General features: G+C 42.1%; 22 protein-coding genes, 1 tRNA gene and 1 rRNA gene. 10 read left to right on the top strand and 14 right to left on the bottom strand.

The features are described 5' to 3' along the window. Positions 1 to 482, bottom strand: a 16S ribosomal RNA gene (locus FZC79_RS17425); the annotation flags it as partial. Positions 483 to 855: 373 nt separating this feature from the next. Between FZC79_RS17425 and FZC79_RS17420 the strand changes: the two genes are divergently transcribed. Beyond that, a complete protein-coding gene (locus FZC79_RS17420; RefSeq protein ID WP_148948026.1) occupies positions 856 to 1,035 on the top strand; it encodes a hypothetical protein in 180 nt (59 codons plus the stop codon). A 72-nt stretch (positions 1,036 to 1,107) separates the two neighbouring features. Here FZC79_RS17420 and FZC79_RS17415 read toward each other — a convergent pair whose 3' ends face one another. The 3 genes from FZC79_RS17415 to FZC79_RS17405 form a co-directional block, all read right to left on the bottom strand. Then, entirely contained in the window at positions 1,108 to 1,665 is a 558-nt protein-coding gene (locus tag FZC79_RS17415) for a GNAT family N-acetyltransferase (protein WP_148948025.1), read from the bottom strand. A 5-nt stretch (positions 1,666 to 1,670) separates the two neighbouring features. Further along, positions 1,671 to 2,579: a DMT family transporter gene (locus FZC79_RS17410; RefSeq protein WP_148948035.1), complete on the bottom strand. Its 909-nt coding sequence runs from the start codon at positions 2,577 to 2,579 to the stop codon at positions 1,671 to 1,673. 210 nt (positions 2,580 to 2,789) lie between these two features. Further along, positions 2,790 to 3,485, bottom strand: a complete 696-nt coding sequence (locus tag FZC79_RS17405; RefSeq protein ID WP_353733617.1) for an MgtC/SapB family protein — start codon at positions 3,483 to 3,485, stop codon at positions 2,790 to 2,792. A gap of 225 nt (positions 3,486 to 3,710) precedes the next feature. On the opposite strand from FZC79_RS17405, the gene FZC79_RS17400 reads away from it, so the two are divergent. Together FZC79_RS17400 and FZC79_RS17395 are read left to right on the top strand one after the other, a co-directional pair. Beyond that, the gene (locus FZC79_RS17400) at positions 3,711 to 3,929 is read left to right on the top strand and encodes a hypothetical protein (RefSeq protein ID WP_148948023.1); all 219 of its coding nucleotides are present in this window, start codon (positions 3,711 to 3,713) and stop codon (positions 3,927 to 3,929) included. A gap of 253 nt (positions 3,930 to 4,182) precedes the next feature. Beyond that, a complete protein-coding gene (locus FZC79_RS17395) occupies positions 4,183 to 4,380 on the top strand; it encodes a cold-shock protein (protein WP_113930824.1) in 198 nt (65 codons plus the stop codon). 569 nt (positions 4,381 to 4,949) lie between these two features. On the opposite strand, the gene FZC79_RS23655 is transcribed toward FZC79_RS17395, so the two are convergent. From FZC79_RS23655 to FZC79_RS17385, 3 genes are all read right to left on the bottom strand, one after another. Continuing rightward, positions 4,950 to 5,039, bottom strand: coding sequence for a putative holin-like toxin (locus tag FZC79_RS23655; RefSeq protein ID WP_240628433.1), 90 nt, complete (start codon positions 5,037 to 5,039; stop codon positions 4,950 to 4,952). A gap of 149 nt (positions 5,040 to 5,188) precedes the next feature. Next, the gene (nagE, locus tag FZC79_RS17390; protein WP_148948022.1) at positions 5,189 to 6,559 is read right to left on the bottom strand and encodes an N-acetylglucosamine-specific PTS transporter subunit IIBC; all 1,371 of its coding nucleotides are present in this window, start codon (positions 6,557 to 6,559) and stop codon (positions 5,189 to 5,191) included. Between the two features lie 154 nt (positions 6,560 to 6,713). Further along, entirely contained in the window at positions 6,714 to 7,901 is a 1,188-nt protein-coding gene (locus FZC79_RS17385; RefSeq protein ID WP_148948021.1) for a hypothetical protein, read from the bottom strand. A 127-nt stretch (positions 7,902 to 8,028) separates the two neighbouring features. On the opposite strand from FZC79_RS17385, the gene FZC79_RS23300 reads away from it, so the two are divergent. Then, positions 8,029 to 8,196 (top strand): hypothetical protein, encoded by a 168-nt coding sequence (locus tag FZC79_RS23300; protein ID WP_187442848.1) that lies wholly within the window; start codon positions 8,029 to 8,031, stop codon positions 8,194 to 8,196. A gap of 70 nt (positions 8,197 to 8,266) precedes the next feature. Here the strand turns inward: FZC79_RS23300 and FZC79_RS17380 are convergent, their stop codons facing one another. Both FZC79_RS17380 and FZC79_RS17375 read right to left on the bottom strand, forming a co-directional pair. Beyond that, the gene (locus FZC79_RS17380; RefSeq protein WP_148948020.1) at positions 8,267 to 8,665 is read right to left on the bottom strand and encodes a hypothetical protein; all 399 of its coding nucleotides are present in this window, start codon (positions 8,663 to 8,665) and stop codon (positions 8,267 to 8,269) included. A 290-nt stretch (positions 8,666 to 8,955) separates the two neighbouring features. Continuing rightward, on the bottom strand, positions 8,956 to 10,350 hold the full coding sequence (locus FZC79_RS17375; RefSeq protein ID WP_148948019.1) for a bifunctional metallophosphatase/5'-nucleotidase: 1,395 nt from the start codon (positions 10,348 to 10,350) through the stop codon (positions 8,956 to 8,958). 175 nt (positions 10,351 to 10,525) lie between these two features. Here FZC79_RS17375 and FZC79_RS23295 point away from each other — a divergent pair, with 175 nt between their 5' ends. Together FZC79_RS23295 and FZC79_RS17370 are read left to right on the top strand one after the other, a co-directional pair. After that, positions 10,526 to 10,669, top strand: a complete 144-nt coding sequence (locus tag FZC79_RS23295; RefSeq protein ID WP_187442847.1) for a hypothetical protein — start codon at positions 10,526 to 10,528, stop codon at positions 10,667 to 10,669. 274 nt (positions 10,670 to 10,943) lie between these two features. Beyond that, positions 10,944 to 11,798, top strand: a complete 855-nt coding sequence (locus FZC79_RS17370) for an STAS domain-containing protein (RefSeq protein ID WP_148948018.1) — start codon at positions 10,944 to 10,946, stop codon at positions 11,796 to 11,798. Positions 11,799 to 12,671: 873 nt separating this feature from the next. Here the strand turns inward: FZC79_RS17370 and FZC79_RS17365 are convergent. The 3 genes from FZC79_RS17365 to FZC79_RS17355 form a co-directional block, all read right to left on the bottom strand. After that, positions 12,672 to 13,118, bottom strand: coding sequence for a hypothetical protein (locus tag FZC79_RS17365; protein WP_148948017.1), 447 nt, complete (start codon positions 13,116 to 13,118; stop codon positions 12,672 to 12,674). Positions 13,119 to 13,277: 159 nt separating this feature from the next. Then, positions 13,278 to 14,102, bottom strand: a complete 825-nt coding sequence (locus FZC79_RS17360; RefSeq protein WP_148948016.1) for an aldo/keto reductase — start codon at positions 14,100 to 14,102, stop codon at positions 13,278 to 13,280. A gap of 201 nt (positions 14,103 to 14,303) precedes the next feature. After that, entirely contained in the window at positions 14,304 to 15,833 is a 1,530-nt protein-coding gene (locus FZC79_RS17355; protein WP_148948015.1) for a DHA2 family efflux MFS transporter permease subunit, read from the bottom strand. Between the two features lie 181 nt (positions 15,834 to 16,014). On the opposite strand from FZC79_RS17355, the gene FZC79_RS17350 reads away from it, so the two are divergent. Beyond that, the gene (locus tag FZC79_RS17350) at positions 16,015 to 16,896 is read left to right on the top strand and encodes a TetR/AcrR family transcriptional regulator (protein WP_148948014.1); all 882 of its coding nucleotides are present in this window, start codon (positions 16,015 to 16,017) and stop codon (positions 16,894 to 16,896) included. Between the two features lie 312 nt (positions 16,897 to 17,208). Here the strand turns inward: FZC79_RS17350 and FZC79_RS17345 are convergent. Next, positions 17,209 to 17,281: transfer RNA gene (locus FZC79_RS17345), tRNA-Ala, on the bottom strand. A 167-nt stretch (positions 17,282 to 17,448) separates the two neighbouring features. Here FZC79_RS17345 and FZC79_RS17340 point away from each other — a divergent pair. The 3 genes from FZC79_RS17340 to FZC79_RS17330 all read left to right on the top strand — a co-directional run bounded on the left by FZC79_RS17340 (position 17,449) and on the right by FZC79_RS17330 (position 22,201). Further along, positions 17,449 to 18,501 carry a class I SAM-dependent methyltransferase gene (locus tag FZC79_RS17340; protein WP_148948013.1) on the top strand — a complete coding sequence of 351 codons (1,053 nt, stop codon included), beginning with the start codon at positions 17,449 to 17,451 and terminating at the stop codon, positions 18,499 to 18,501. An 81-nt stretch (positions 18,502 to 18,582) separates the two neighbouring features. Then, entirely contained in the window at positions 18,583 to 20,892 is a 2,310-nt protein-coding gene (locus FZC79_RS17335; protein WP_187442846.1) for a beta-propeller domain-containing protein, read from the top strand. Positions 20,893 to 21,229: 337 nt separating this feature from the next. Next, entirely contained in the window at positions 21,230 to 22,201 is a 972-nt protein-coding gene (locus FZC79_RS17330; protein WP_316246797.1) for a potassium channel family protein, read from the top strand. On the opposite strand, the gene FZC79_RS17325 is transcribed toward FZC79_RS17330, so the two are convergent. Continuing rightward, the gene (locus FZC79_RS17325) at positions 22,193 to 22,597 is read right to left on the bottom strand and encodes a YugN-like family protein (RefSeq protein WP_113926699.1); all 405 of its coding nucleotides are present in this window, start codon (positions 22,595 to 22,597) and stop codon (positions 22,193 to 22,195) included. The two genes, FZC79_RS17330 and FZC79_RS17325, sit on opposite strands and share 9 nt — an antisense overlap. Between the last annotated feature and the right edge of the window lie 479 nt (positions 22,598 to 23,076).

Below are 23,076 nucleotides of genomic sequence, written 5' to 3'. Positions count from 1 at the left end.
GTGCCGCCCTATTCGAACGGCACTTGTTCTTCCCTAACAACAGAGCTACGATCCGAAAACCTTCATCACTCACGCGGCGTTGCTCCGTCAGACTTTCGTCCATTGCGGAAGATTCCCTACTGCTGCCTCCCGTAGGAGTCTGGGCCGTGTCTCAGTCCCAGTGTGGCCGATCACCCTCTCAGGTCGGCTACGCATCGTTGCCTTGGTGAGCCGTTACCTCACCAACTAGCTAATGCGCCGCGGGTCCATCTGTAAGTGGCAGCCGAAGCCGCCTTTCCACTTTTCCTCATGCGAGGAAAAGAACTATCCGGTATTAGCCCCGGTTTCCCGGAGTTATCCCAGTCTTACAGGCAGGTTACCCACGTGTTACTCACCCGTCCGCCGCTGACTTCAGGGAGCAAGCTCCCATCAGTCCGCTCGACTTGCATGTATTAGGCACGCCGCCAGCGTTCGTCCTGAGCCAGGATCAAACTCTCCGAAAGAAGTTTGACTTGCTCATTTGCTAATTAAAGTGTTAGCAACTTTGTAAGAAACATGTTCTTACTAGATTTACGTTGACGTTTTGTTTGTTGTTTTGTTCAGTTTTCAAGGTTCAAGGTTCAAGCTTCGTTCGCTGTGTTTCAAAAGCGACTTTATTATCATAACACCGCACTCCCTTAATGTCAAACATTTTTTTAAAATGTTTTTTTGAAGCGGTGTGTTTTGTTTTGTCGTTTGCAGCGACGAATAATAATATATCATGATAATATTATTCGTGCAATACTTTTTTGAAATCTTTTTTGAAAATCATAATTCTTTTCCTTCCTGCATAGATTTCATTGTATACATATAGAGGAAAGGAGTCCTATTAATCTAATGGTCGTACAAGCCGCCCTTATTCTTTCATTTATCATGGCTATATATTTGTTTGCCTTTTCTTTTGTACAAGCTATCCAAATTGGTGAATCTGAAACAGAGGTCAGGGGAGGAACATTTATTTTCTCAGTGGTCATGGCATTTGTTTTCTCTGGACTCACTTATGTTTTTATTCAATAAAACAAAAATGGAGGAAGGCCCGCCAGGTACCCTTCCTCCATTTTTTATATTGAGCAGAATAGTATTATCTCATTATCTTTCATAGTCTTCCTGCAATAGTGCAGACAGGGATGCATCGACAAACTTACCTTTTTCGAAGAAACGTTTTCGCTGTGTTCCTTCATATACAAAGCCGCACTTCTCAAGAGCGTTTCTGGACCTATCATTCGCAGGGTCATAAAAGGCTTCGATTCGATTAATTCCCATCTCTTTGAAGGCGTATGTAAATATGGCATTCAACGCTTCATTCATTATTCCTCTGCCCCAGTAATCGGGACTAAGTTCATATCCAGTTTCTACTTTATAATGTTCTTTTTCGATTTCATGAAAGCCGCAGGTTCCTATTAATTCATTTTCAGGTTTAAGAGTGATCGCCCATCTCAATTGGGTATGGGTCTTGAAACCCGCAGCAATTTTTTTTATGAGCGCTTCCGCTTGAGCGACTTCCGTAAAAGTTTCCAGGTCATAGTATTCGGTTACTCGGTCATCGGAAAAATTTTTATATAGGGCGTTTGCATCTTCCGGTATGATTTCTCTTAACATCAATCTCTCTGTTTCCAGACCCGGAAACTGTCTAAAGGCCTTCTCCATTGTTATTATCCTCCTTTCAACCTTAAGGCTGTTTGCTTTTTGATTTTCCGTTCTTCCCGCACAAAGAGGAAGATCCCCAATAAGATAATTCCACCGCCAATTACCTGAGACATAATAACCGCTTCACTCAAAAGATAATAAGCTAGTACCGAAGCGCCGATCGGCTCCAACAGGATCGCCATTGAAATGGTTGAGGTGCTAAGCCATTTCAGAGACCAATTAAACAAGGTATGCCCAAGCAAGGTGGGTATGATAGCCAGCAGTATAAAGTAAATCCATTCTTCTTTTGGATAAGGACCAAGTTTTTCTCCTTTAATTAGTACATAGAAAAACAGCACAATTGTACTCATTAGATATACGATAAATGTGTAAGTAATCAAAGACAGCCGTTTTCTAACATTCTGGCCGAACAATAAGTAGGCCGTTACCAATGCACATGCCAAAAGCGCAAGCAGATCTCCCCACAAAGCCATTCCGCTTATACGGAAATCTCCCCAGCTGATGATGACACTTCCGCCAATAGCGAGCAGGGCTGATAGCAGTGCTGCTCTGCTGAACTTTTCTTTAAAGAAAAGATAAGTCCCCGCAAAAGCAAAGAGAGGCTGCAGCGTGACCAGTACTGTGGAACTGGCAACGGATGTGTAATTCAATGATTCAAACCAAAGAATAAAATGAAAAGCCAGAAAGAATCCGGCTGCTACTGTGGATCCCCAATCTTTTATGGTAATGTTCTTTAGTTCATTTCTATACTTTAATAAAAACACTGGAGACATCAGCAAGATGGTGAATAACAGTCTGTAAAATGCGATGGTTCCCGCATCTGCGCTGGACACCTTTACCAAGATGGCTGATGTTGAAACTGATATTACCCCAATCATAAGAATGAAATAGGGATTCATGCGGATTTCCGGCATCTCCACGTCTCCTTTCACACTGCGGTATCCTATCTTACCCAAGTCTACTCTCAGGAGGTATTAAATTCTACCCTTAAATAAAAATGTCCTTCACGAACTTCAGAAAAGTGAATTCGTAAGCTCAACATTGTTGATTCTTCCTCATCAGGATACAAGAGTTATTAAGCTGCAAAAGAACACAAAAAACCGACCTTATTTTGGCCGGTTTTCTCAAGTTCTTTTATTTATATTCGCCGAAGTGATAAATGACATCCCCTGCATTTTCTCCAGTAAATCAGCTAAATCGGTTTTCTGCTTAATGGATAAAGAAAGAGTATATTTCAACAGTCCTTTATCATCCGATTTATCTTCTTCAAGATTAAATTGGGTAATCTCAATAGAGTGCGAAAAAAGTTCAGTATTAATCCTCTTGATATGCCCTTCCCCTCTGCTCAAGGCAATCGTCATAAGCATATGTTCTTTTGTATCTACCTTTTTTTTGTAGAGTTTTTCAAATCTGTTTAAAAAGAATAATGTGGTTATAATGATGATTGTCGCCAGGACTGCTTCATAATACATACCTATTCCAACCACAATCCCGAGACCGGCCACAACCCAAATACTCGCAGCCGTGGTCAGTCCTTTGACTGTTATGCCCCCCTGAACGAGTATGGTCCCTGCTCCAAGGAAGCCAATTCCGGAAATGATGTAAGAGGGGATCCTGCTCGGGTCGAAACCTCTCATATCCTCGTGGGCTCTGATATAATCCTCGAATCCAAAGAGTGACACAAGTGTCAGCATACATGACCCCACCCCAACCACAATGTGGGTCCTCAACCCCGCGGGATGATTCTTGACCTCCCTCTCAATACCAATGAGCCCGCTCAAGAGTACAATAACCAGTAACCTTATAGTAGAAGTTAACATTTCATCAGTAAAAAAAGACATCTATTCTCCTGCCTCTCCCTTACACTTTCACTTTTGTTCTCTGCATTTTTTCATATTATTTAACCTAAAAGAAGCTTGATTAAACAGCTGGCTGAGAGGGAATACTCGAAATGCGCGGCGGAAGAGCTGTTCACCTGTCTTTACTATTTATATGCAGATCTCCCGTCTTCATTAAAATTATTTCGAAATATATAAGGGGGCTTTATGGAAGAGTGGCAGAATCTTTTCGAAAAATGGCAGCAGGAAAATAAGCTCTTGAATGTAGAATACCTCATTGAAAGAAAGGGGAAATTCTCCTTGACCGGCCGTTTACTTCAATACTCCCCCGCAAACCGAATAGTCATTTTCTATGATGACGATACAAAAACGGTCCTTTCCCTCCATTTAAATCAGATAGAGAATATTTCACAAGCAATAGACTGAGAATATTTGGAAACATCCATTTCCTTGCCATATCTGGCAGCCAGGAGGAATAAAAAGCCTTCTCCAACAGGGCCTCAGCCTTAAAAATCACAGCAAAACAGCCACATCCAACCCTCTTGACGAAATAATTCAAGGGTGATAGGATTAACTTAATTGTTTTTGTTCGGTAACACTGAAAGATTCGTCTTGATAGATTGTTTAGAGCAAGAATGGTAATACATTGTGGCCTAAAGCCACGCAGGAGGAAACACATATGTTACAAGGTAAAGTAAAATGGTTCAACGCAGAAAAAGGTTTCGGTTTCATCGAAGTTGAAGGTCAAGAAGATGTATTCGTTCACTTCTCTGCTATCCAAGGCGAAGGTTTCAAATCTCTAGATGAAGGTCAAACAGTTTCTTTCGAAATCGAAGAAGGCGCTCGCGGACCTCAAGCTGCTAACGTAACTAAGTAATAATGATAAAGGACTCCCAATTTGGGGGTCTTTTTTTATGTCTTTTTCTTTTTGGTATGGATCCGTTCAGACAGAGGGACCTCAAGGTACTGGTACGTTAAGCCAGAAAACGTTCCATTAAGTATGAGCAGCGCAAAGATATCGGTATGATTAACAGAGTAACGCACCATTAAATCTGGGCACCTCAAAGATGTTGGTATGATTAACAGAGAAACGTACCATTAAGTCTGGGCACCTCAAAGATATTGGTATGATTAACAGAGTAACGTACCATTAAGTCTGGGCACCTCAAAGATATTGGTGCGGTTGCAAAGGAAGCGTACTATTAACCACTGCACGTTTACTAAAAGCATTCTTACTAACTAACCAGGGAGAACCCAATTATTTTAGTTTGCTTTACGAAAAATTCAGGTAAGTATATAATGAACATAACATCATACAATAAAAAAAGAGCCCTGACGGCAATCAGGACTCTCTTACAGCGAATACCTGCATGGACATGCAGCGGCTCAACTTTAAGCTGAATCCAAGAAGTAATCATCTATAACCTTTGGCCGGGGATGGGATGGTTACTTCTTTTTTTCTGTCACCGCGATAATCGCGACAACCAGAGTACCAAACGCAATCATGATCTGAAGAACGTCTCCAATAGCAACCATAAGCGTATCACCTCCCTTCATCCGGGAGTATGAGCCGCTGCCCCATCCTGTATTTCACTGTATCTCTATTATACCATCCTAAGGCTTTTTTTAACTCGGCAAAAAGACCCCAAAAAAGCAGAGGCTGCAAATCACCTCCGCTTTCTCCGCTATAATTTCTTCAGTTCATTTGAAAGGAATTCTACATCTGTACCGACGACCACTTGCAGATCTTTTTGATTCAGTTTGATGACTCCTTTGGCACCCAGGCCTTTCAGCTCCGGTTCGTTCACGAGTCCTGTATCTTCCACCAAAAGCCTCAGCCTGGTCACACAGTTATCGATGGATATAATATTCCCCTTCCCGCCTAGTGCAGCAAGGTATTTTTCAGCCAGCTCTTTATAATTCCCGCCTGCACCTGGAGAGAACTCTCCTTCCACTTCGACTTCGCGGCCTGGTGTTTTTAAATTAAATTTGATGATCATGAAGTAGAAAATCACAAAGTAAAGGACTCCATATACGAGACCAAGTCCCAGGAGCAAAAGAGGCTTCTGGGCAATATTAAAGTTTAGGATATAATCAATCGCTCCGGCTGAGAAGCCAAATCCGTGGTGTATATCGAGAACATAAGCCAGTGACATGGCAGCTCCTGTTAACACGGCATGAGCAAGATAAAGGACAGGCGACAAGAACATGAACAAGAACTCAATCGGTTCGGTGATTCCTGTCAGAAAAGAAGTAAACGCAATTCCTATCATCGCTCCGCTGATCAACTTACGCCTTTCTTTTTTCGCTGCGGCAATCATGGCCAAAGCAGCTGCAGGCAGACCGAACATCATGACAGGAAAGAAGCCGGTCATAAAGGCACCTGCATCAGGATCTTTGGCGAAAAATCGCGTCAAGTCGCCCTTGACGACTTCACCGGCTGCGTTCGTAAATTCCCCAAACTCAAACCATACCAAAGTATTTAAAACATGATGCAGACCAAGCGGGATAAGCAATCGGTTCAAGAAGCCAAACATGCCGACCCCCAGTGCACCTGCTCCGACAATCCATTCACCAATCCCATTGATTGCATCTTGAATCGGCGGCCACACATAACCAAATACACCGGCCAACAGGATCATCACCAGTGAGGTTATAATAGGAACAAAACGGCGGCCCCCAAAGAAGCCAAGGTAATCAGGCAGCTTCTTATCATGGTATCGGTTATAAAGCAGGCCGGCTATGACCCCTGACAATATCCCCCCTAAAACCCCCATATTAATATCAGCACTAATCGCTTTCGTTCCCTCTCCTAATACAAGAAATCCAATGGCACCCGCTAAACCGGCTGCACCGTTCCCATCCTTGGAAAGACCAATCGCAACACCAATGGCAAATAATAAGGCCAAATGGTCAAAAATTGCTTTACCCGCAGCAGAAACAAAGGCAATATCCAATAAGTCAGGCTGTCCCAGCCGCAAAAGCAATGCAGCTGCTGGAAGGACAGCGATTGGAAGCATCAAAGCTTTACCGATCCGTTGCAAAAATCCTAACATGTCAATCCCCTCTCTCCTATAATAGTAGTAATCCTTATAAGGGCCCGTACTCTAAAATATGAGAAAGAGAGGTCAGATTAGAACATTACCAAAGAAATAAGAGCGCTTCATCAAGAAAGCGCTCTTGGCATGCCGGTAAATAGATGCTATAGAGTTACCGGAAAAAATAGTCTATAACTTTTCCTGTTTCAGCATTTACCTTTATTTCAATCCTGTGAGGTGCATAGCCATAGGGCTGTTCAACTTCTGCTATCCAAAAATGTTCAGTCTGATTGATAGTGACATAGGGTGTTTCCTTGAATGCAGTGACATACTCGTCTTGATTCACTTCTACGTTCTTTCCATCCTTTTTCAAAATGTATACACCATTCTCTTCGGTACCCACAGACTCCCCGGTATGATTTTCGAACCATTCATTGATCTCCCTGTCTCTCCTAGCGAGATCAATGATATTCTCTTCGGTCACTTCCTGTTCCGGAAACGAAACATCCAAGAGAAAATGTTGATTTAACGCACAGGTTTCTTGGCTTTTTTCACTGTACTTTCCCTCGTAGCCACATACATCCAGCATAATTCCCTCAAGCGGAAGTTGATGGTTTTCGATCTTTTCCAGCCCGTTAGCAGACACTAAGAATTTCTGCGCTTCCCTGACAGCATATCCGTGCCGGTTTCCTTCAGAACTGATGGTGTAATACTGAATTCCCGACTGGTTAAACATCTCTGAAGATAGAGCATCAAGATGGCTGAAGAAGTAGATAGCTTCTGATTCTTCAGAGATCATCATCCCTTCTTCCTGCCGGTACCTCTTTATCTTCAGATTTTTTTCCTCGTCAAGCTGAAGATGGTAATTGACATAACCATCGGGAGACGGCTCTATCAGCTTGATATCCAGAGAATAAAGTTCACCGTCCTTGTCAAAAGTCGTTTCAAATCTTTTAACGACAGAATAACTTCCCATTCCCAGCTCCTCTTGCACTTTCTTCCACTCTTCTTCAAAACTGATGCTATTCAAATGATGACTTTCCAACTCAACAACCGCCGGCCATTCATAAGCTGTTTTTTGTAGAAGGGGAATCGCCAGAGAGATCAGAAAGACTGCAAAACCGAGAAAGGCAGCCTCCCGCTTTCTTTTAAAATTTGTATCAGGCTTGAAAAATAATATAAAAACGATGAAGCCAAGGGGCAGCTTTATAGTATTAAAGCCAAATGAAAATGCCCCAAGAGTACTGTAGCCAGCTAATTTCAGCAGAATATTAGGTTCGTCTGTTTTGGACCTGGAATAAATATAGAAAATGCCCATCGCCTGAAGAAGAAACAACGCCCCCATTATTATGTTATCCATAAAATTCTTCCTTTCATCTGAAGCACTTCCTATTAAGAATCCTATGCTATAATTTCTCAGGAATAGAAATACCCTTAAAATCTTGCTATATTATAAAGGTAGACAAGCAACGAAAGGATGTTGTGATATGACAAGCAATGACGAGAACCAAAACGAAAACATTGTTTACTATAAAGACGAACCTGATGAAGTCAGCGGCAGGTGTGAATGCGGAAACAAGCTGTTCAAATCGACCGTTAAAGACGGCATGTTTTACCGTAAGTGCAGAGAATGCGGCAAAACGAAAATCGTGTAAAAAAAGGCGGCTCTTCAAAGGCAGCTACAATCAGACAGTTCAAAAATACAGCCTTCCCCAATAAGGAAGGCTACATTTTTACATTCGTGTTTCGGTCATTGTCATACTTCTTAAATAACTGTCTTCCTGCAATGACGAGCAGCGCTAACGCTGCATATACCATAAACAGAACCAGGAATCCCCATAACCCGATGACTGCATCTGCAAATTCCATATTGCCCCTGTTTGTGATGGCCTGCTGGATCTCGATTGCAAACACTAGTACGAACATGAAAGTCATCGTATATAAAAAGGATATCATCGTAATTCCAAAAGGCATTTTTGACAGCCACTTCGTTACCGCAAAGATAAAGAAAAAGACACCGATCCCGATAACTCCCATAATCCAGAAATGCAGTTCTTTGTCTGTTAAATTAAGCCCCAGTACATCATTGGAAATTCTAATCAAAATATCATGAAGTCCATTCACCGCTTCTGCCCAGCAGCTTTATGCCATCTCTCAATTCTTCTCACCCATTTCTCGCTGAAAATTATTTCTTTTCATTATAACAATATAGAAAAGGGTGTGATACATGTATAGTGGTTGATCCTGCATTTTGGTTCAGATGAGTCCCAGAATCCGTATTTCCCCCTGGATACTTTGGTTTTTGCTTGTACCAACAGAGAGTGTTTTTCTCTCTTGCTTAAGAGGATTTTTCCGTTTTCATTAGCTAACAGCCGGAAACTTTATAAAAAGACTCTTTCAACAAACCTTCCCCCTCAGCTATGAACCGTGACCGGACTTGATGAATGCCACCTATTGATAAAAGCACTCTCGATAAAAGAATTGTTTTGGCCGTACAAGCGGATAACATCTTTAATTTCCTCTGGCAGGTATTTCTCATTTCGATTATGAGCCAGATCCGGGTAACCTGAACCTCTCTGTAAGTAATCCGATGAGCCCGCTTTATACCACCTATCTTCTTCAAGCGGCTTTTCCCCAATCAGAATTTGATTAACCTTGGTACCGTCATGCTCTATTTTTGCTCCGGAAACGTGCAGCCTTCCCACAAATCTTCCTCTGAACCCCGGCCCTTTTCCATCCGCCAGGCAGACTTGTGCATCAAGCGACTGCTCGATCGCTGCTTTCAAATGTTTCCCCTGTATTTCAAAGATCGTCGGGTTCAAAGGCGATGGACAAATCTCTATTAGTTTTTTATTAGAAAGATAATCAAAAGCCCCTGCATTCACGATACCGCTGTTGATCAACCCAATATCAGCGTCCAATATATCTTTTAATCCATCTGCGATTAAGTTGCTGATTGGGTTTTCCTCCACTACATCATGCCAAAGCGGCCGTGGCAGAGGGTAGAGCGGCTCGCTTAGTACTGAGATGGCTTTTTCTTTACTTTGATTTAAAAGGAAGACCACTTCCTCGTCCTCTTGTTCGCCCCTGGTCGGCAGCGTTTCAGAGTGAATTAATTTCACTCCTTCTGCTGACACTTCCACTTCGATAAGACCGACATGTTCTCCATAGCAGCCGGCACTGTTCAAAATCGTATCATTGATGACTTTGGCTTTTGTATAAAGCTGATGATCATGAGAAGAAATGACGATATCTATGCCGTCTAATTCCTTTGCGAGTTCATCATCCGCAAAGGTGCCAACATGGTTCAGCACAATGCTGACATCATATTTACCTTTATTCCGATCCAGTTCCTGAAGAAGTGCTTCTTTATAAGGACTGATATGGACTCCCAATCCATCATTAAAATCTCCAAGATCCGGAGAAGATCCCGTAATCAATATCCGGAGGCCATTCTTCTCTATAATGGTTGAAGTGACCACTCCATCCAGAACAGACTTATCTTTTCTTAGCAGGTTATTGCTGATAAATGGAACTGAACTTCTGCTTGCCATAAATTGCAGTGTCTCCACTCCATTGAACGTTTCATTATTGCCGATGGTGATGGCATCATATTCGGCGGACTCCAGCAGTTCAATCGCAGCCGCTCCCCGTGTTCCTTGAAGTTCAATACTTTTAAAGTCAGCAAAATCGCCCGCATCCAGGAGCAATGTATGTTCATCCTTAAGCTTTCTTATCAGTGATACAGCTCTCGAATAGTGGTCAAAGTGACTATGCAGATCGTTTGTATGCAAAATTTTTAATTTCATGTTCCACCTCAGTTTTCTATAGACATCCAGTCCATCTCTAGTCTTTCTAAAAACTTTTCCATATTCCTGCAAAAAAATAAAAATTCGCAATATTTTAATTCCATTTTCTTCTTATTAAACTGTTTAAATTTGTCTCATTTAGGCTATAATACCTATAGGAACGGAGATGTTATATATGAATAAAGACATTGAAACCCTGATGTTTATCAAAGAGCTGGGCAGATTGCTCGATGATTATAAAAGATGTCCTGACATTCAATTAAAAGCGTTTATAGAGGACGATATAAATTTATTAACACAGATTATACATCCAAACTAACTTTACCATAACAGCCTTGCTCCAGATTTTGGAGGAGGCTTATTTTTTGTTTCTAACTTTAGTATGTTAAAACACTAAAAGGGACTGTCCCTTTTAGTGTTTTAGAGTGTTGAAGCATAAAATCACTTTCCTGCTTCCTCCTTTGAAATATATGGATTTTTTTACTAGAATGGTCAGGTTAGCAGTTACTAATCTATTTCATGTGGTAATATAATATCGATAGCCAACTGAGTATACGAGAGATGCTCGTAATTATATTGCTGGAGGAAGAAAAATGACGACTGAAATTCAAGCATTGGGTAAAATGTTATTAATAAAGAAGCACGAAATTTCATTAGAGATACATAAAGATAGAATGGCTGATGTGCCGTTGACTGAATCACAAAAGCGCGATTTTGCAAAAATTGAACCGAAGATCCTTGAATTACGAGCAGAATTCATCAGTCTGTTTGGGGAAGCTTTAGCTGAACATGAGGATAAACAAAAAGCGATGGAGCGGGTCCGTGAGTGGGGAACCAAGAACGGGGAGTATTTTTTCCATTTGGGTGCACCGTTGAAAGAAGCACTGAGAGACACCAGTTTTTACAGAGAGTATATTTGGAAGGCAATTAGGAAGGCAGCTGAAGAGAGTCCGATTTCATCTGACACTCTTTTTGAGATTGTATTTATCATTGATCCTTTACTGGATAGTGCCGTCTATTATTTCAGTCTCACTTACGTTGACAGCTTTCAGCGGTCGATGGAAAATGCCCGTTCTGCTTTTATGGAATTATCAGTACCTGTTGTTCCGCTTGGACCGGAAGTCGGCATCTTGCCTTTGATTGGAAATATTGATACGGAACGAGCAAGGCTTTTAATGGAAGAAACCCTGAGGCAGTCCGAAAGTTTAAAACTGAGCACCCTCGTCCTCGACCTGTCAGGGGTCCTGACCGTCGATACCATGGTAGCCGATCAATTATTCAAAGTAATTGAAGCCTTGTCGCTCATCGGGGTGAAGACGATTATTACGGGTATCCGCCCTGAGGTTTCCCATACTATGGTGACCTTGGGAGTGGATCTGAATCACCTGACGATCAAAGGAACTCTTCACCAGGCACTGAAGGACCTGAAGTTTTATTCTCTATCTTAAATGGTTTTTCCAGGCAGGCACGGTATAACGTGCCTGCCTTTTTTATTTAGGAGGTTTTTGCGAACATTATTGTATTTGAAGAAGGCTGTACTTAATGAAGGACTGATTGAAGTATAAGGGAGATAAACACCATACTAGAATGCGAAATCACCTTTATAGCAGGTGTCGGCTGCTTTGACAACATGCTAGAGTGCCAGTTCATCTTTTTGCTAGGTTATTTACCGCTTAAACACCATACTAAAATGGCTATTCATCTTTTTAGTAGGGGGTTTACCGCTTAAACACCATACTAAAGTGGCTATTCATCTTTTTAGTAGGGGGATTACCGCCTAAACACCATACTAAAACGCCAATTTATCTTTTTAGTATGGTGATTACCGCTTAAACACCATACTAAAATGGCTATTTATCTTTTTAGTATGGGGATTACCGCCTAAACACCATACTAAAATGGCTATTCATCTTTTTAGTAGGGGGATTACCGCTTAAACGCCATACTAAAACGCCAATCCATCTTTTTAGTAGGGTGATTACCGCTTAAACAACATACTAAAACACCAATTCATCCTTTTAGTAGGGGGATTACCGCCTAAACACCATACTATAGTGGCTATTCATCTTTTTAGTAGGGGGATTACGGGATACATGAGTGTTTTCAATCGTACTAATGGGCGGGGCTGCATTGAGGCAAGTTCCTTATGTTTCAAATCATCCAAAGCCAGGCACTTGATACATTGAATGTTTAGAGAGGAAATCACACCAGAATATAGTCTCATTTTAAATCCTCTTCTAATCATTACAAAGCTTCCTCTCAACCTAAAAAATGTTATCCCTCCTTTATTCAGTAAAATACCTTACCGTCCTGCCTATCCTTTATATAGCGAATTTATCATACACCGTTTTAATGTATTTACCGCTATTGTTGTAGAAGACTTCTTTCATATAGTACCAGTGAGAGTCTTTGTCGCTGTATATTTTTATATACCCGGTAGAAGTGTAGGTCGTTTTGACGTATGTCCATGTGTGTCCTTCTCCTATCGGAACATACAATGGGCTGATTTCATCTTCAGCTTGGATCTCTGCTGTTTCCTCAGATCCTGCTGCTGAAGCCCCTTCAGCACCTATTAGTCCTGCTGCAAAAATTGTTCCTGCCATACTTATTGCTGCTTTTTTACTAACCATCATTGTCTCCCCCTGTACTTTCACTTTTAAAAAAACTATTTCATTTTCTGTTATTCTAGCTTTATCATATAGTTCTATTCTCTTATACTTCCGCATATCCCTTCCGATGTGTTGAAATTCAGGTGCTGATTTAATCATTCTTTTTGTCCATATTCCTCCAATGGCCCCTGGAGCCAGAATGAAGCAGGGTGATTAAAGAGGAACAGTCCCTTCAGCGCTCTAACCAATTAAGTCCTTTCAATCAAAAAAACCCTCAATCAACATGAGTTAATTGAGGGTTTGCTTTCCGTATATAAGTTATCTTACATTCATTTCATTCGGATGAGGACCTTTGCGTCGATCCTTGTTAAGACCGTCAATTTGCTTCATCTCTTCAGCAGAAAGTTCAAAGTCAAAGACATTGAAGTTTTCTTCAATTCTGGATGGAGTGACTGATTTCGGGATGACAATCGTATTGTTTTGCAGGTGCCAGCGAAGCACCACTTGTGCAGGCGACTTGCCATGAGCTTCAGCAATCTTGGTAATTACTTCATTTTGCAGTACTTCACCGCCCTGCTCCAGCGGACTCCAGGCTTCAACAAAAATGTCATGCTTCTCACAGAATTCCTTCAATTCATTTTGGGCAAGGTGTGGATGACATTCCACCTGGTTTAAAACAGGCTTGACTTCACACTCTTTCATCAGGCGCTCCAAATGTTCAATCTCAAAGTTACAGACACCGATTGCTTTAACTTTACCGTCATTATAAAGCTTTTCAAGTGCTTTATATGTATCCACATACTCATCAAATTCAGGAGTCGGCCAATGAATCAGGTACAAGTCTACGTATTCCAGTCCAAGTCTCTCTAAGCTTTCATCAAAAGCACGCAGTGTATTCTCATACCCTTGATCGCTGTTCCAGACTTTCGTCGTGATAAATAACTCTTCACGAGGAACAGTCATTTCTTTCAAGGCTTTTCCAACACCTTCTTCGTTTTGATAAATCATGGCAGTGTCGATAGATGTATAACCAGTTTCAATAGCCTTTGAGACTGCAGCCGTCGCTTGATCATTCTCTACCTGCCATACCCCGAACCCAAGCTGCGGCATCTTAAGACCGTTATTTAGAGTCACGAAATTCATTGTACATTTCTCCTTTTTCATAAATTCCTTATAAGAGTTGAACAATTATAAGGTTTACTCCGTGCGCTTTCTTTATTCAAGCCATCACCATGCGGCCTATTGTCATTATACAAAAGCCTGCCTTCTTTTTAAAAGCAACTTGACTCAAAAAAATGGGACGAAACCAATTTGATTTCGTCCCGATTTGTAATCCTGAAAAAATTACTTCCCAGGAGCCAATTCTGCCGCAACCTTCTTATTCACCGGCATTTCCTCCAACGGATCTTCTGCTGGTGTCGAGCGTTTAATGAATAAAGATAAAACCAGTGCTGCGCCAGCAATGAAAGCTGCTACCAGGAATGCATCATTTATTCCTTGGAGCATCGCTTCCATGCCAACCTGCTGCTGCAATTGAGCCAAAGCAGCTTCTGTCGGCTGACCAGTAAGGTTCTTCATAGCATCCTGCATCAATTCTTTGGTGTGAGTGACAGTCCGGTTTGACATTATCGTGATCAGCAATGCTGTCCCTATCGCACCGGATACCTGGTTCAATGTATTATTCATGGCTGTTCCATGAGGATAAAAACGGGCCGGCAGTTGATTCAACCCATTTGTTGAAACAGGCATCATGACCATGGACATCCCGAACATCCGGATCGAGTTCAAAACGACCAAGTTCGTGTAGGATGTATCCTGAGTCAGTTTACTGAACAGGTACGTAGTCACGACCGTAATCATCAATCCGCTTGTCGCCAGAACCCGGCCGCCGAATTTATCGAACAGCTTCCCAGTGATTGGTGACATGAATGCCATCACAAGAGCACCTGGCAGCATCAACAAACCGGCATCCAGAGGAGAAATCCCCCTGATTGTCTGTACATAGATCGGGATCATTAACATCCCGGAAAACAGAGCCATATTCAATACCATCGTAATGGATGATGATAGTGCAAACATTGGATATTTGAAGACTCCGAAGTTCAGCATTGGTCTTTCCATTTTTGATTGACGAAGGATAAATACCACTAAGGAAACAACCCCTAGAACAATCGTCCCGTAAACCCAAGGACTATCCCAGCCTTTTGTACCTGCCGAGCTGAAGCCATACAGTACACTTCCGAAACCGGCACTGGACAAAATCACTGAAATGAAGTCCAGGCGGATATCCACCTTTTCCTTTTTATCCTTCAATAGGAAAAAGCCGATTAAAAAGACGATTATGGCAATCGGTGTGACAAAGTGGAACAGCATTCTCCAGTCATAATTCTCTACGATCCAGCCGGACAGTGTCGGGCCGATGGCAGGAGCCGCCATCATGATCAATCCGAACATCCCCATTGCCGCTCCCCTTTTTTCAACCGGGAAGCTGACTAACATGACATTCATGAGCAGCGGCATAAGGATCGCAGTCCCGGATGCCTGAATCATTCGGCCGGCAAGCAAGACAGGGAACACATGGGCTATCCCTGCTAGCAGGGTACCAACTGTAAACAAGCCCATTGCCACCAGGAATAACCGGCGCACAGAATACTTTTCAATTAGAAATGCGGTTGTCGGGATCAAGACTCCGTTAACCAGCATAAAGCCGGTTGTCAGCCATTGAACGGTAGATGCTTCAATCTCCAGCTCCACCATTATAGACGGAAGTGCTATGTTCAATAATGTATTATTTAAAAATGCGATAAAAGCTCCTACCATTAAAACTGCCAATATCCCATATTGAGGACGTACATTCTTTTTTGTACTCTCCATTCATTCTCCCCCTTATACTAACAGTCCATTTTTTTATACTGTCATTTTAAACAAGATATATCATATACCATCGGTCCAAAAATTTCAATTGGAAATTTAATTTTCCCTATAAAAGTTTGTAGAAATAGCGGTATTGGGGTATCATCGACTTTATACAGTCAGTATAGTCAAGGAGGAAATCATGAATAAAAGAAAGCAGCATGTCATCACCAAAGCACATGGGCTGTTTATCGAAAAAGGATTTCAGCAGACATCCATACAAGACATCTTGGATTACAGCGGCATCTCGAAGGGAACTTTCTACAATTACTTTTCCTCAAAGAATGAATTATTGATAGAACTGTTCAAATCCATTTACAGTGAAATTGAAAAAAAGCGAAATGACCTGCTGATCAGCCAGGATCCTTCCAATATAGAAATATTCATTAAACAAATCGAAATACAAATGATTGAAAATAAGGAAAATAAACTGATCCCGCTCTATGAGGAAGTCATGATGTCGAATGACGAGGACTTGAAAAACTCGGTCAAAAGAGGGCAATTGAAGATGATCTATTGGCTTCACGGCCGATTCCTGGACATTTTCGGCGAGAGCAAGAGACCATACCTTTTGGACTGTGCAATCACATTCCTCGGCATCCTCCATCACAACCTTAGATATTATTCAATGGTCAACAACACGACAACCGGCCTTCACCGTGTAGTCCATTACAGTGTTGATCGAATCGTCAATATCGCCGAGGAACTAGGTAAAGGACATAAACCGCTGTTTCAGCCTGAACTCCTGAAGGTCTGGTTTCCTGAACATCAGTGCGGCATCCAGAATACAAAACAAGAGCTACAGCATACTGTTTTATTTCTGAAGCAGCAGATCACCGACACCACTGATCAGGTGAAATACCAGGAATTATTGGATTTTATCCAGGAAGAATTACTCCACAGCGAATCTCCACGGAAGTTTCTTATTAAAAGTGCTTTCGCTTCTTTGAAAGAAGGAGAAGAATTATTTGAGGAGAGCCATTTTAATAAGCTGGAAGAATTGATAGAAAAGTTAATTGTATAAATCTAAAGAGATGCACATAATTTGCGCATCTCTTTTTTGTCTGCAATATAACCTCAAGCGCTCGTTCCTTTTCACCTTCAGGATTCACTTTATAGCTTGCTTACACCACTTATGTTAAATCTTTTTATAACACACGCATGATAATAACTTCTCTAGTTATCTACTATAAAAAATCCAATTGTAATTAGCAGCAATCAGCTTAAGACACCTGCGGAATTCTGTGCATAAAGTAAAAATTCAATACTTAAATAGAGCCACAATCTCTGCGAGAAAATAAAAAAACGCAACCCATGAGGTTGCGTTTTTCAAGTATGGAGCATAGCGGGATCGAACCGCTGACCTCCACGCTGCCAGCGTGGCGCTCTCCCAGCTGAGCTAATGCCCCGCAATAGAATGTTGCGACGTTTTTTATTATATAAAGATTATTCTGTTTTAGCAAGTAGTTTGGTGAAAATTTTCTTTTTTTATTTCCTCTTCTTCTCGAAAGTGTTGTAAACGTTTTCTTTACCTTCTATAATGAAAGAAAATTCAGATTTCTTTAAGGGGGATTTTATGCTGCAAGCTGAAGTTTTGCCAGAACAGAAAAAGCCGTTCAACGAGTCCCATATAGGAACCAGTGAGATGCAGAAAAGCTATCGAGTGGATCTTCGCACGTTTTCTGAGAAAGAGTATAACAAGTTCGTCAAAGTGAACACAGTCAGTGACTGGTCACCGCTGTCCTGGAAAGATGTCGGCCGTCCGTTTGAGGTTAAAAACTATTCTGTGGATAGACATCAATATGAAGAAGAGCATGGCAAACCCATGAGTGCTCATACTTCCTGGCAGTATTTCAACAGATCTTTTCATGAGTGGTTTTCGAAGGATGTTCCTCTGGAAAAGCAGAGAGAAAAAGAAAAATTCCTGGAAAGCCTCAAGTCCTTCAAGGCAGGGACAGTAAAGGCTGCCCTTGGCGATGTTGTGAGAATTCAGCTTTGGAATTATGTACATCGGATACAGGACGGCATCTGGGATCCGCGTGGAAAACGGGCATTATTTGAGGGCCTTGATGTGTCCAAGCCGCGTATTCTATTTCTCGGTGCAGCCGAGGGGTATGAAGCAATGCAGCTTGCCGCCATGTACCCTGGGTCAAAAGTGACGATGGTGGATTATGATGAGTATTGCAAGACTACGAGGTATGAACACTTCCCGGATTCCTATCCATTCCTTGGTGAAAATCCGCAAACCGGCCAGCCCAAAGTCTATTATAAGGATGAATTAAATATTGAGTATGTCATAGACGATATTCGCAATCTTTCTTATGGAAAGGAATTTGACATTGTCATATCGGTTGGCCTGCTTGAGCATTTTCCTGACGAGTATAAACCGGAAGTAGTGGACTGGCACCGGAAATTTCTCAAACCGAATGGCTATGTGGTCATGACGACGCCGCGTAATCAATTGCGGTCGCGAATTTATTATAATATTTTTGCTGATGTGATGAATCACACGTACCGTGAGCTGATGACGGTCGAACAGATGGGTTTATATATGTATGAAAACGGCTTGGATATAGTAAATTCCGGTTATATCAAGGTTCATAATGGCATCATTGCAAAAGCTCGATAAGGTTTATTTTTCCTCCTATGTAACATTTTCATATCATCTTCGTCTACTTCAGTAACAAATGAAATGATTGGAGTGATGAAGATGAAAAAGCTATGGATCGGAGCTGGGGTCCTCCTGCTCGCTGCTGCACTCGTGTTTGTTTATTTTAAGCAGCCTGCTGTAAAAACCGGCGCTCAAAACAACGATAGAAATATTGTCCTTTCTGATAAAACATGGAACCTCGAGTTTTCTCAGCCCCTTAAGAAACTCAGCAAAGATGCTATTTATGTAAAAAATCAAAATGGCGAAAAGGTCCCTGTTAACATCGCCATCAGCGATGACCGTAAAAGCGTCCTCATCCATCCGCCCGAAGAAGGCTATTCTACCGAAACAGAATCTTTCACCCTGCATATTTCCTCTGCGGTTAAATCTTCTCTGGGGCTTCCGGTCCGAGGAAATAAAACAGTAGAATTTGCAGTTGTCCCTGCCCTTCCGGAAGTAAAATCACAGAAAGACCTTCAACAGTATTTCAAGTACGCCATTAAAAGAGAAAAAGAAAACAGGCCGAAGTTTTCTATATTTGACAGGGGTGTCTCAGAAGACTCTGCAGACGACAGCGGCTCCGGAGCTGAAGGAGCGATGGAGACCCAGCAGGAGTCTTCTTCCAATGAGCACAGCACGACCAATAACCAGGTTCAGGGAGTGGACGAAGCTGACATCGTCAAAACGGACGGCACCTACATCTATCAGATTGCCTCACAGCAGCTGGTCATAACAAAGGCTGAGCCAGTCAGTGATATGGAGATTGTTTCATCCATATCCTATGGAAATAATTTCTCCCCTCAGCACCTGTTTCTAGAGGATGACAAACTGGTTGTCATCGGAAACAGCTGGAATGACGAATACCAGGACAGACCTCATGCCGAAAAAAGCTCGGTTGAAGCTCACATCATGCCGATGCACAGCATGATGAAAACCCATATTTATGATATCTCTGACAAGACAAAACCAGAGCTGTTAAGGGAGTTCAGCATGGAAGGAAATTATGTTGCAGCCCGTAAAGCAGGTTCTTACGTATACCTTGCTGCCAGCCACCACCCGGACTACTGGATGCTAGAGGAGAAAGATAATGTTGAGCTGAGACCTCGGATTTCAGACAGCTTAAACGGTGAATCACCCTCTTTCCTTCAATATGAGAACATAAAGTATATGCCCCAGTCCACTGAAACCAACTTTACCTTGCTTGCGGCAATCAATCTTGATGAGGTTACTTCCGACATTCTCGTCGAATCTTATCTGGGAAGCGGCCATCAAATCTATATGTCTAAAGAAAATCTTTATATGGCATTATCCAGATATAACCCTGCAGGGGAAAATCCATTGGCATCTGCAGACACGGAAGTCTATAAGTTTTCAATAGACCAATCCCACATCGAATTCGCAGGAATGGCGAATGTAAGAGGAACAGTCCTCAATCAGTTTTCTATGGATGAATACGAAGGGAATTTCCGGATTGCCACAACCAAAGGAAACACATGGGGAGACGACCGCAGCCCCTCGGCCAATAACCTGTATATCCTTGATGAAAATTTGAAGCATATTGGAAAAGTCGAAGACCTCGCCAAGGGGGAGCGGATCTATTCGGTCCGTTTTATGGGAGACAAAGCTTATATGGTAACATTCAAACAGGTTGACCCGCTCTTTGTCATTGACACAAGCGACCCTTACTCACCTGAAGTTCTCGGAGAGTTGAAGATCCCCGGGTTCAGCAACTACCTCCACCCATTGGATGAAAACCATCTAATCGGTTTCGGCTATGACACCAAGCTTGTAAAGGATGACAAATCGTCTAATACAGAGCCACTGGTCCTGACAGGCGGCATGAAAATCTCTCTGTTTGATGTCTCTGATTTCCATAATCCAAAGGAAAAAGATACCGAGATCATCGGCGGCCGCGGAACCCATTCTTATTTAATGGAGGACCATAAAGCTCTCTTTCAGCATCGAGAGAAAAGCTTGTTCGGATTCCCAGTTTCCGTTTACCAGGATAAAGAAGGAAGTATGTATGAACAGATTTTTGACTACCAAGGCTCTCTTGTTTACGAAATCACCCCTGAAAATGGAATCGTCAGAAAGGCACAGATAACGAATTCTGAAGAAGATGAGATCTATGAGCGCTGGGAGCATCAGGTGCAGCGGATGCTCTATATCGGAGAAAATCTCTACACCCTTTCTCCTGAACAGATTCAAGCTTACAAACTGAATGACTTCACTAAAATGGGAGTTGATTTCATGCGGTTCTTTCATTTTAATTGGCTCTATTTGAAAGATGTTGCTTTTAAGGTTATTTATCGATTTTTCCTGAACGTAGACGGATTGGAGCGGAAGGTGTGCGACCTCCTGCGGGACTAGCGGGACAGGTGAGACCCCACAGGCAAAGCCGAGGAGGCTCACCGCCCGCCCCGCGGAGTCGTGCACCTGGAGCGGAAATCCATTCTTTTTACTCAGCCACAATCTTTGCGAAGAGAGCTTTTTATTATGGTTTTGTCCCAGCCTCTTTCATATTTACGGATTTATTTTACCTCTGAAAAATCTTTGCTCATAGAAATAGGATAAAAACCACTACAACTTTTTTTACAATATTAGCCTATTTTTTATGTATAAAGGCAATAATGGATAGCAATGCGGAAAGGAGACTTTGCATATGAGTGTTTCTTTTTATCAGAGATTTCTGAGGTGGCCCATCCTTGTGAGAACTTTGGTCATAGCCCTTACAGCCATTTCTGCTTTTGGAATCCTAATACATATTATAGAACCTGTCAATTTCCCTACTATTTTTGATGGCATATGGTGGGCGTTGATTACGACTTCAACAGTCGGATATGGAGATTACGTCCCTTTAACAATTTTGGGGAGAATCATTGCCATGCTGCTCATTTTTCTGGGAGCCGGTTTTCTGACAACCTATTTTGTCACGCTGGCTGCCTCTACTGTTACCACGCAAAATGCTTACTTAGAAGGGAAAGCTTCTTTTATGGGAAAGGAACATACAATCATTGTTGGCTGGAACGAACGGTCAAGAGAAATCATTGATCAATTGCTTTCCTTTGACGGCAGCAATCTGGTTACCTTAATCGATGATTCCTTAACGGAGAATCCTTATAAAAATCCCCGCATCCATTTTATAAAAGGACAGTCATTTAGGGATGATATTTTAAAAAAGGCAGGAGTCGATACTGCTGAAATTGCAGTCATCACCGCCGATCAGAATAAAAATGAAATCGACGCAGACATGAACACAGTGATGACACTGCTGGCAATGAAAGGAATCAACCCGAAGCTTTACTGCGTAGCTGAAATTCTGACAGGAGATCACATCGCCAATGCTGAACGAGCAGGTGCTGATGAAGTCATCCAGACGAATAAACAGACCAGTTATATTATTATGGACAGTATTTTATCCAAAGGAATGAGCACAACCATTCTTGAGCTCTTGAATCATCTAAAGGGAAATAATCTTCAAGTGATCGATCCCATAGAAGAATGCCATAATAAAACATTTCAAGAAATAAGCAATTTGCTCCTGGAGCGGAATATTATCCTTTTGGGATTAAAAAAAGGAGAGCGCACAATTGTGAACCCTCCATTGGAAACAATCATTTATGCTGACGACGGACTACTGGTGATTTCCACTGAAAAGTCCAAAAAGAAATCAAGTTAGCAGCTGGTCTTCCAGTTCTTTCACCAGCTCCACGCCAACAGAAATATATTCTTCTGGAAAACTGGCGTCTGGATCCTGCGGCTCCGAGAACTGGTTGGTCGTCCCAGAAAATGTTCCGGTGGAGGCGTGGTCATCCAACCCGCGCTGATATTTGTGAGAAAGCAGGAACGGCCTTCCGAATTCCACTGTGGCTCCGCGGGAATCCAGCTGCCCGTCCACGGCAGCGAACGGCAGGCGCAAAAATTGATACCCGACCTCATCGTCGATTTTATAATCAAAATATCCATGATCATAATCCCAATTTCCGCCAATATCATATCCTAACGGCTTCAGCTGCTGCTCCAGCTTATACAACTGAAAATGCTGCCCCTCCAGTTTTGAAGGAAGTTCAATCATCCCAAACACTCCTTTCTTTTACGTTAGTTTTTCCCAGAGTGAATGGAATAAGTCATTAAAAACAAAAAGCATTGAGTGAATAGAAGTGTGAAGGCGTCTGGAGTATAAAACATTCAGTTCAGATAATTACTAAGCGCCTGTTGTTGAACTGGCGGGCAAACCATTTCCATCAGCCACCTCTGGAATCCTGGTTTACGGGCCGTTATCCTCCAAAAGAGAGCTGCTCAATGGGCCGCAAATCCTGGTTACTGGCCATTATCCTTCAAAAAGGGGAGCTCATTGGACCGCAAATCTTGGTTATGGGTCATTATCCTTCAAAAAGGGGAGCTCATTGGACCGCAAATTCTTCTTACGGGCCATTATCCTTCAAAAAGGGGAGCTCATTGGACCGCAAATTCTTCTTACGGGCCATTATCCTCCAAAAAAGGGGAGCTCATTGGATCGCAAATCTTGGTTACGGGCCATTATCCTTCAAAAAG

This window comes from Rossellomorea vietnamensis (assembly GCF_008180615.1).
GTDB classification, from domain to species: Bacteria; Bacillota; Bacilli; order Bacillales; family Bacillaceae_B; genus Rossellomorea; species Rossellomorea vietnamensis_D.
This window is presented reverse-complemented; position numbering and strand designations above follow the sequence as displayed.

Bases quoted from the DNA above. Each gene is read 5' to 3' on its own strand.
- FZC79_RS17360 (WP_148948016.1), bottom strand. From the start codon at position 14,102: ATGAATTTCGTGACTCTAAATAACGGTCTTAAGATGCCGCAGCTTGGG.
- FZC79_RS17385 (WP_148948021.1), bottom strand. From the start codon at position 7,901: ATGGATAACATAATAATGGGGGCGTTGTTTCTTCTTCAGGCGATGGGC.
- FZC79_RS17370 (WP_148948018.1), top strand. From the start codon at position 10,944: ATGACGACTGAAATTCAAGCATTGGGTAAAATGTTATTAATAAAGAAG.
- FZC79_RS17325 (WP_113926699.1), bottom strand. From the start codon at position 22,597: ATGATTGAACTTCCTTCAAAACTGGAGGGGCAGCATTTTCAGTTGTAT.
- FZC79_RS17365 (WP_148948017.1), bottom strand. From the start codon at position 13,118: ATGATTAAATCAGCACCTGAATTTCAACACATCGGAAGGGATATGCGG.
- FZC79_RS17405 (WP_353733617.1), bottom strand. From the start codon at position 3,485: ATGTTAACTTCTACTATAAGGTTACTGGTTATTGTACTCTTGAGCGGG.
- FZC79_RS17415 (WP_148948025.1), bottom strand. From the start codon at position 1,665: ATGGAGAAGGCCTTTAGACAGTTTCCGGGTCTGGAAACAGAGAGATTG.
- FZC79_RS17400 (WP_148948023.1), top strand. From the start codon at position 3,711: ATGGAAGAGTGGCAGAATCTTTTCGAAAAATGGCAGCAGGAAAATAAG.
- FZC79_RS23300 (WP_187442848.1), top strand. From the start codon at position 8,029: ATGACAAGCAATGACGAGAACCAAAACGAAAACATTGTTTACTATAAA.
- FZC79_RS17410 (WP_148948035.1), bottom strand. From the start codon at position 2,579: ATGCCGGAAATCCGCATGAATCCCTATTTCATTCTTATGATTGGGGTA.
- FZC79_RS17340 (WP_148948013.1), top strand. From the start codon at position 17,449: ATGCTGCAAGCTGAAGTTTTGCCAGAACAGAAAAAGCCGTTCAACGAG.
- FZC79_RS23655 (WP_240628433.1), bottom strand. From the start codon at position 5,039: ATGGTTGCTATTGGAGACGTTCTTCAGATCATGATTGCGTTTGGTACT.
- nagE (WP_148948022.1), bottom strand. From the start codon at position 6,559: ATGTTAGGATTTTTGCAACGGATCGGTAAAGCTTTGATGCTTCCAATC.
- FZC79_RS17355 (WP_148948015.1), bottom strand. From the start codon at position 15,833: ATGGAGAGTACAAAAAAGAATGTACGTCCTCAATATGGGATATTGGCA.
- FZC79_RS17420 (WP_148948026.1), top strand. From the start codon at position 856: ATGGTCGTACAAGCCGCCCTTATTCTTTCATTTATCATGGCTATATAT.
- FZC79_RS17375 (WP_148948019.1), bottom strand. From the start codon at position 10,350: ATGAAATTAAAAATTTTGCATACAAACGATCTGCATAGTCACTTTGAC.
- FZC79_RS17335 (WP_187442846.1), top strand. From the start codon at position 18,583: ATGAAAAAGCTATGGATCGGAGCTGGGGTCCTCCTGCTCGCTGCTGCA.
- FZC79_RS17350 (WP_148948014.1), top strand. From the start codon at position 16,015: ATGAATAAAAGAAAGCAGCATGTCATCACCAAAGCACATGGGCTGTTT.
- FZC79_RS17395 (WP_113930824.1), top strand. From the start codon at position 4,183: ATGTTACAAGGTAAAGTAAAATGGTTCAACGCAGAAAAAGGTTTCGGT.
- FZC79_RS23295 (WP_187442847.1), top strand. From the start codon at position 10,526: ATGAATAAAGACATTGAAACCCTGATGTTTATCAAAGAGCTGGGCAGA.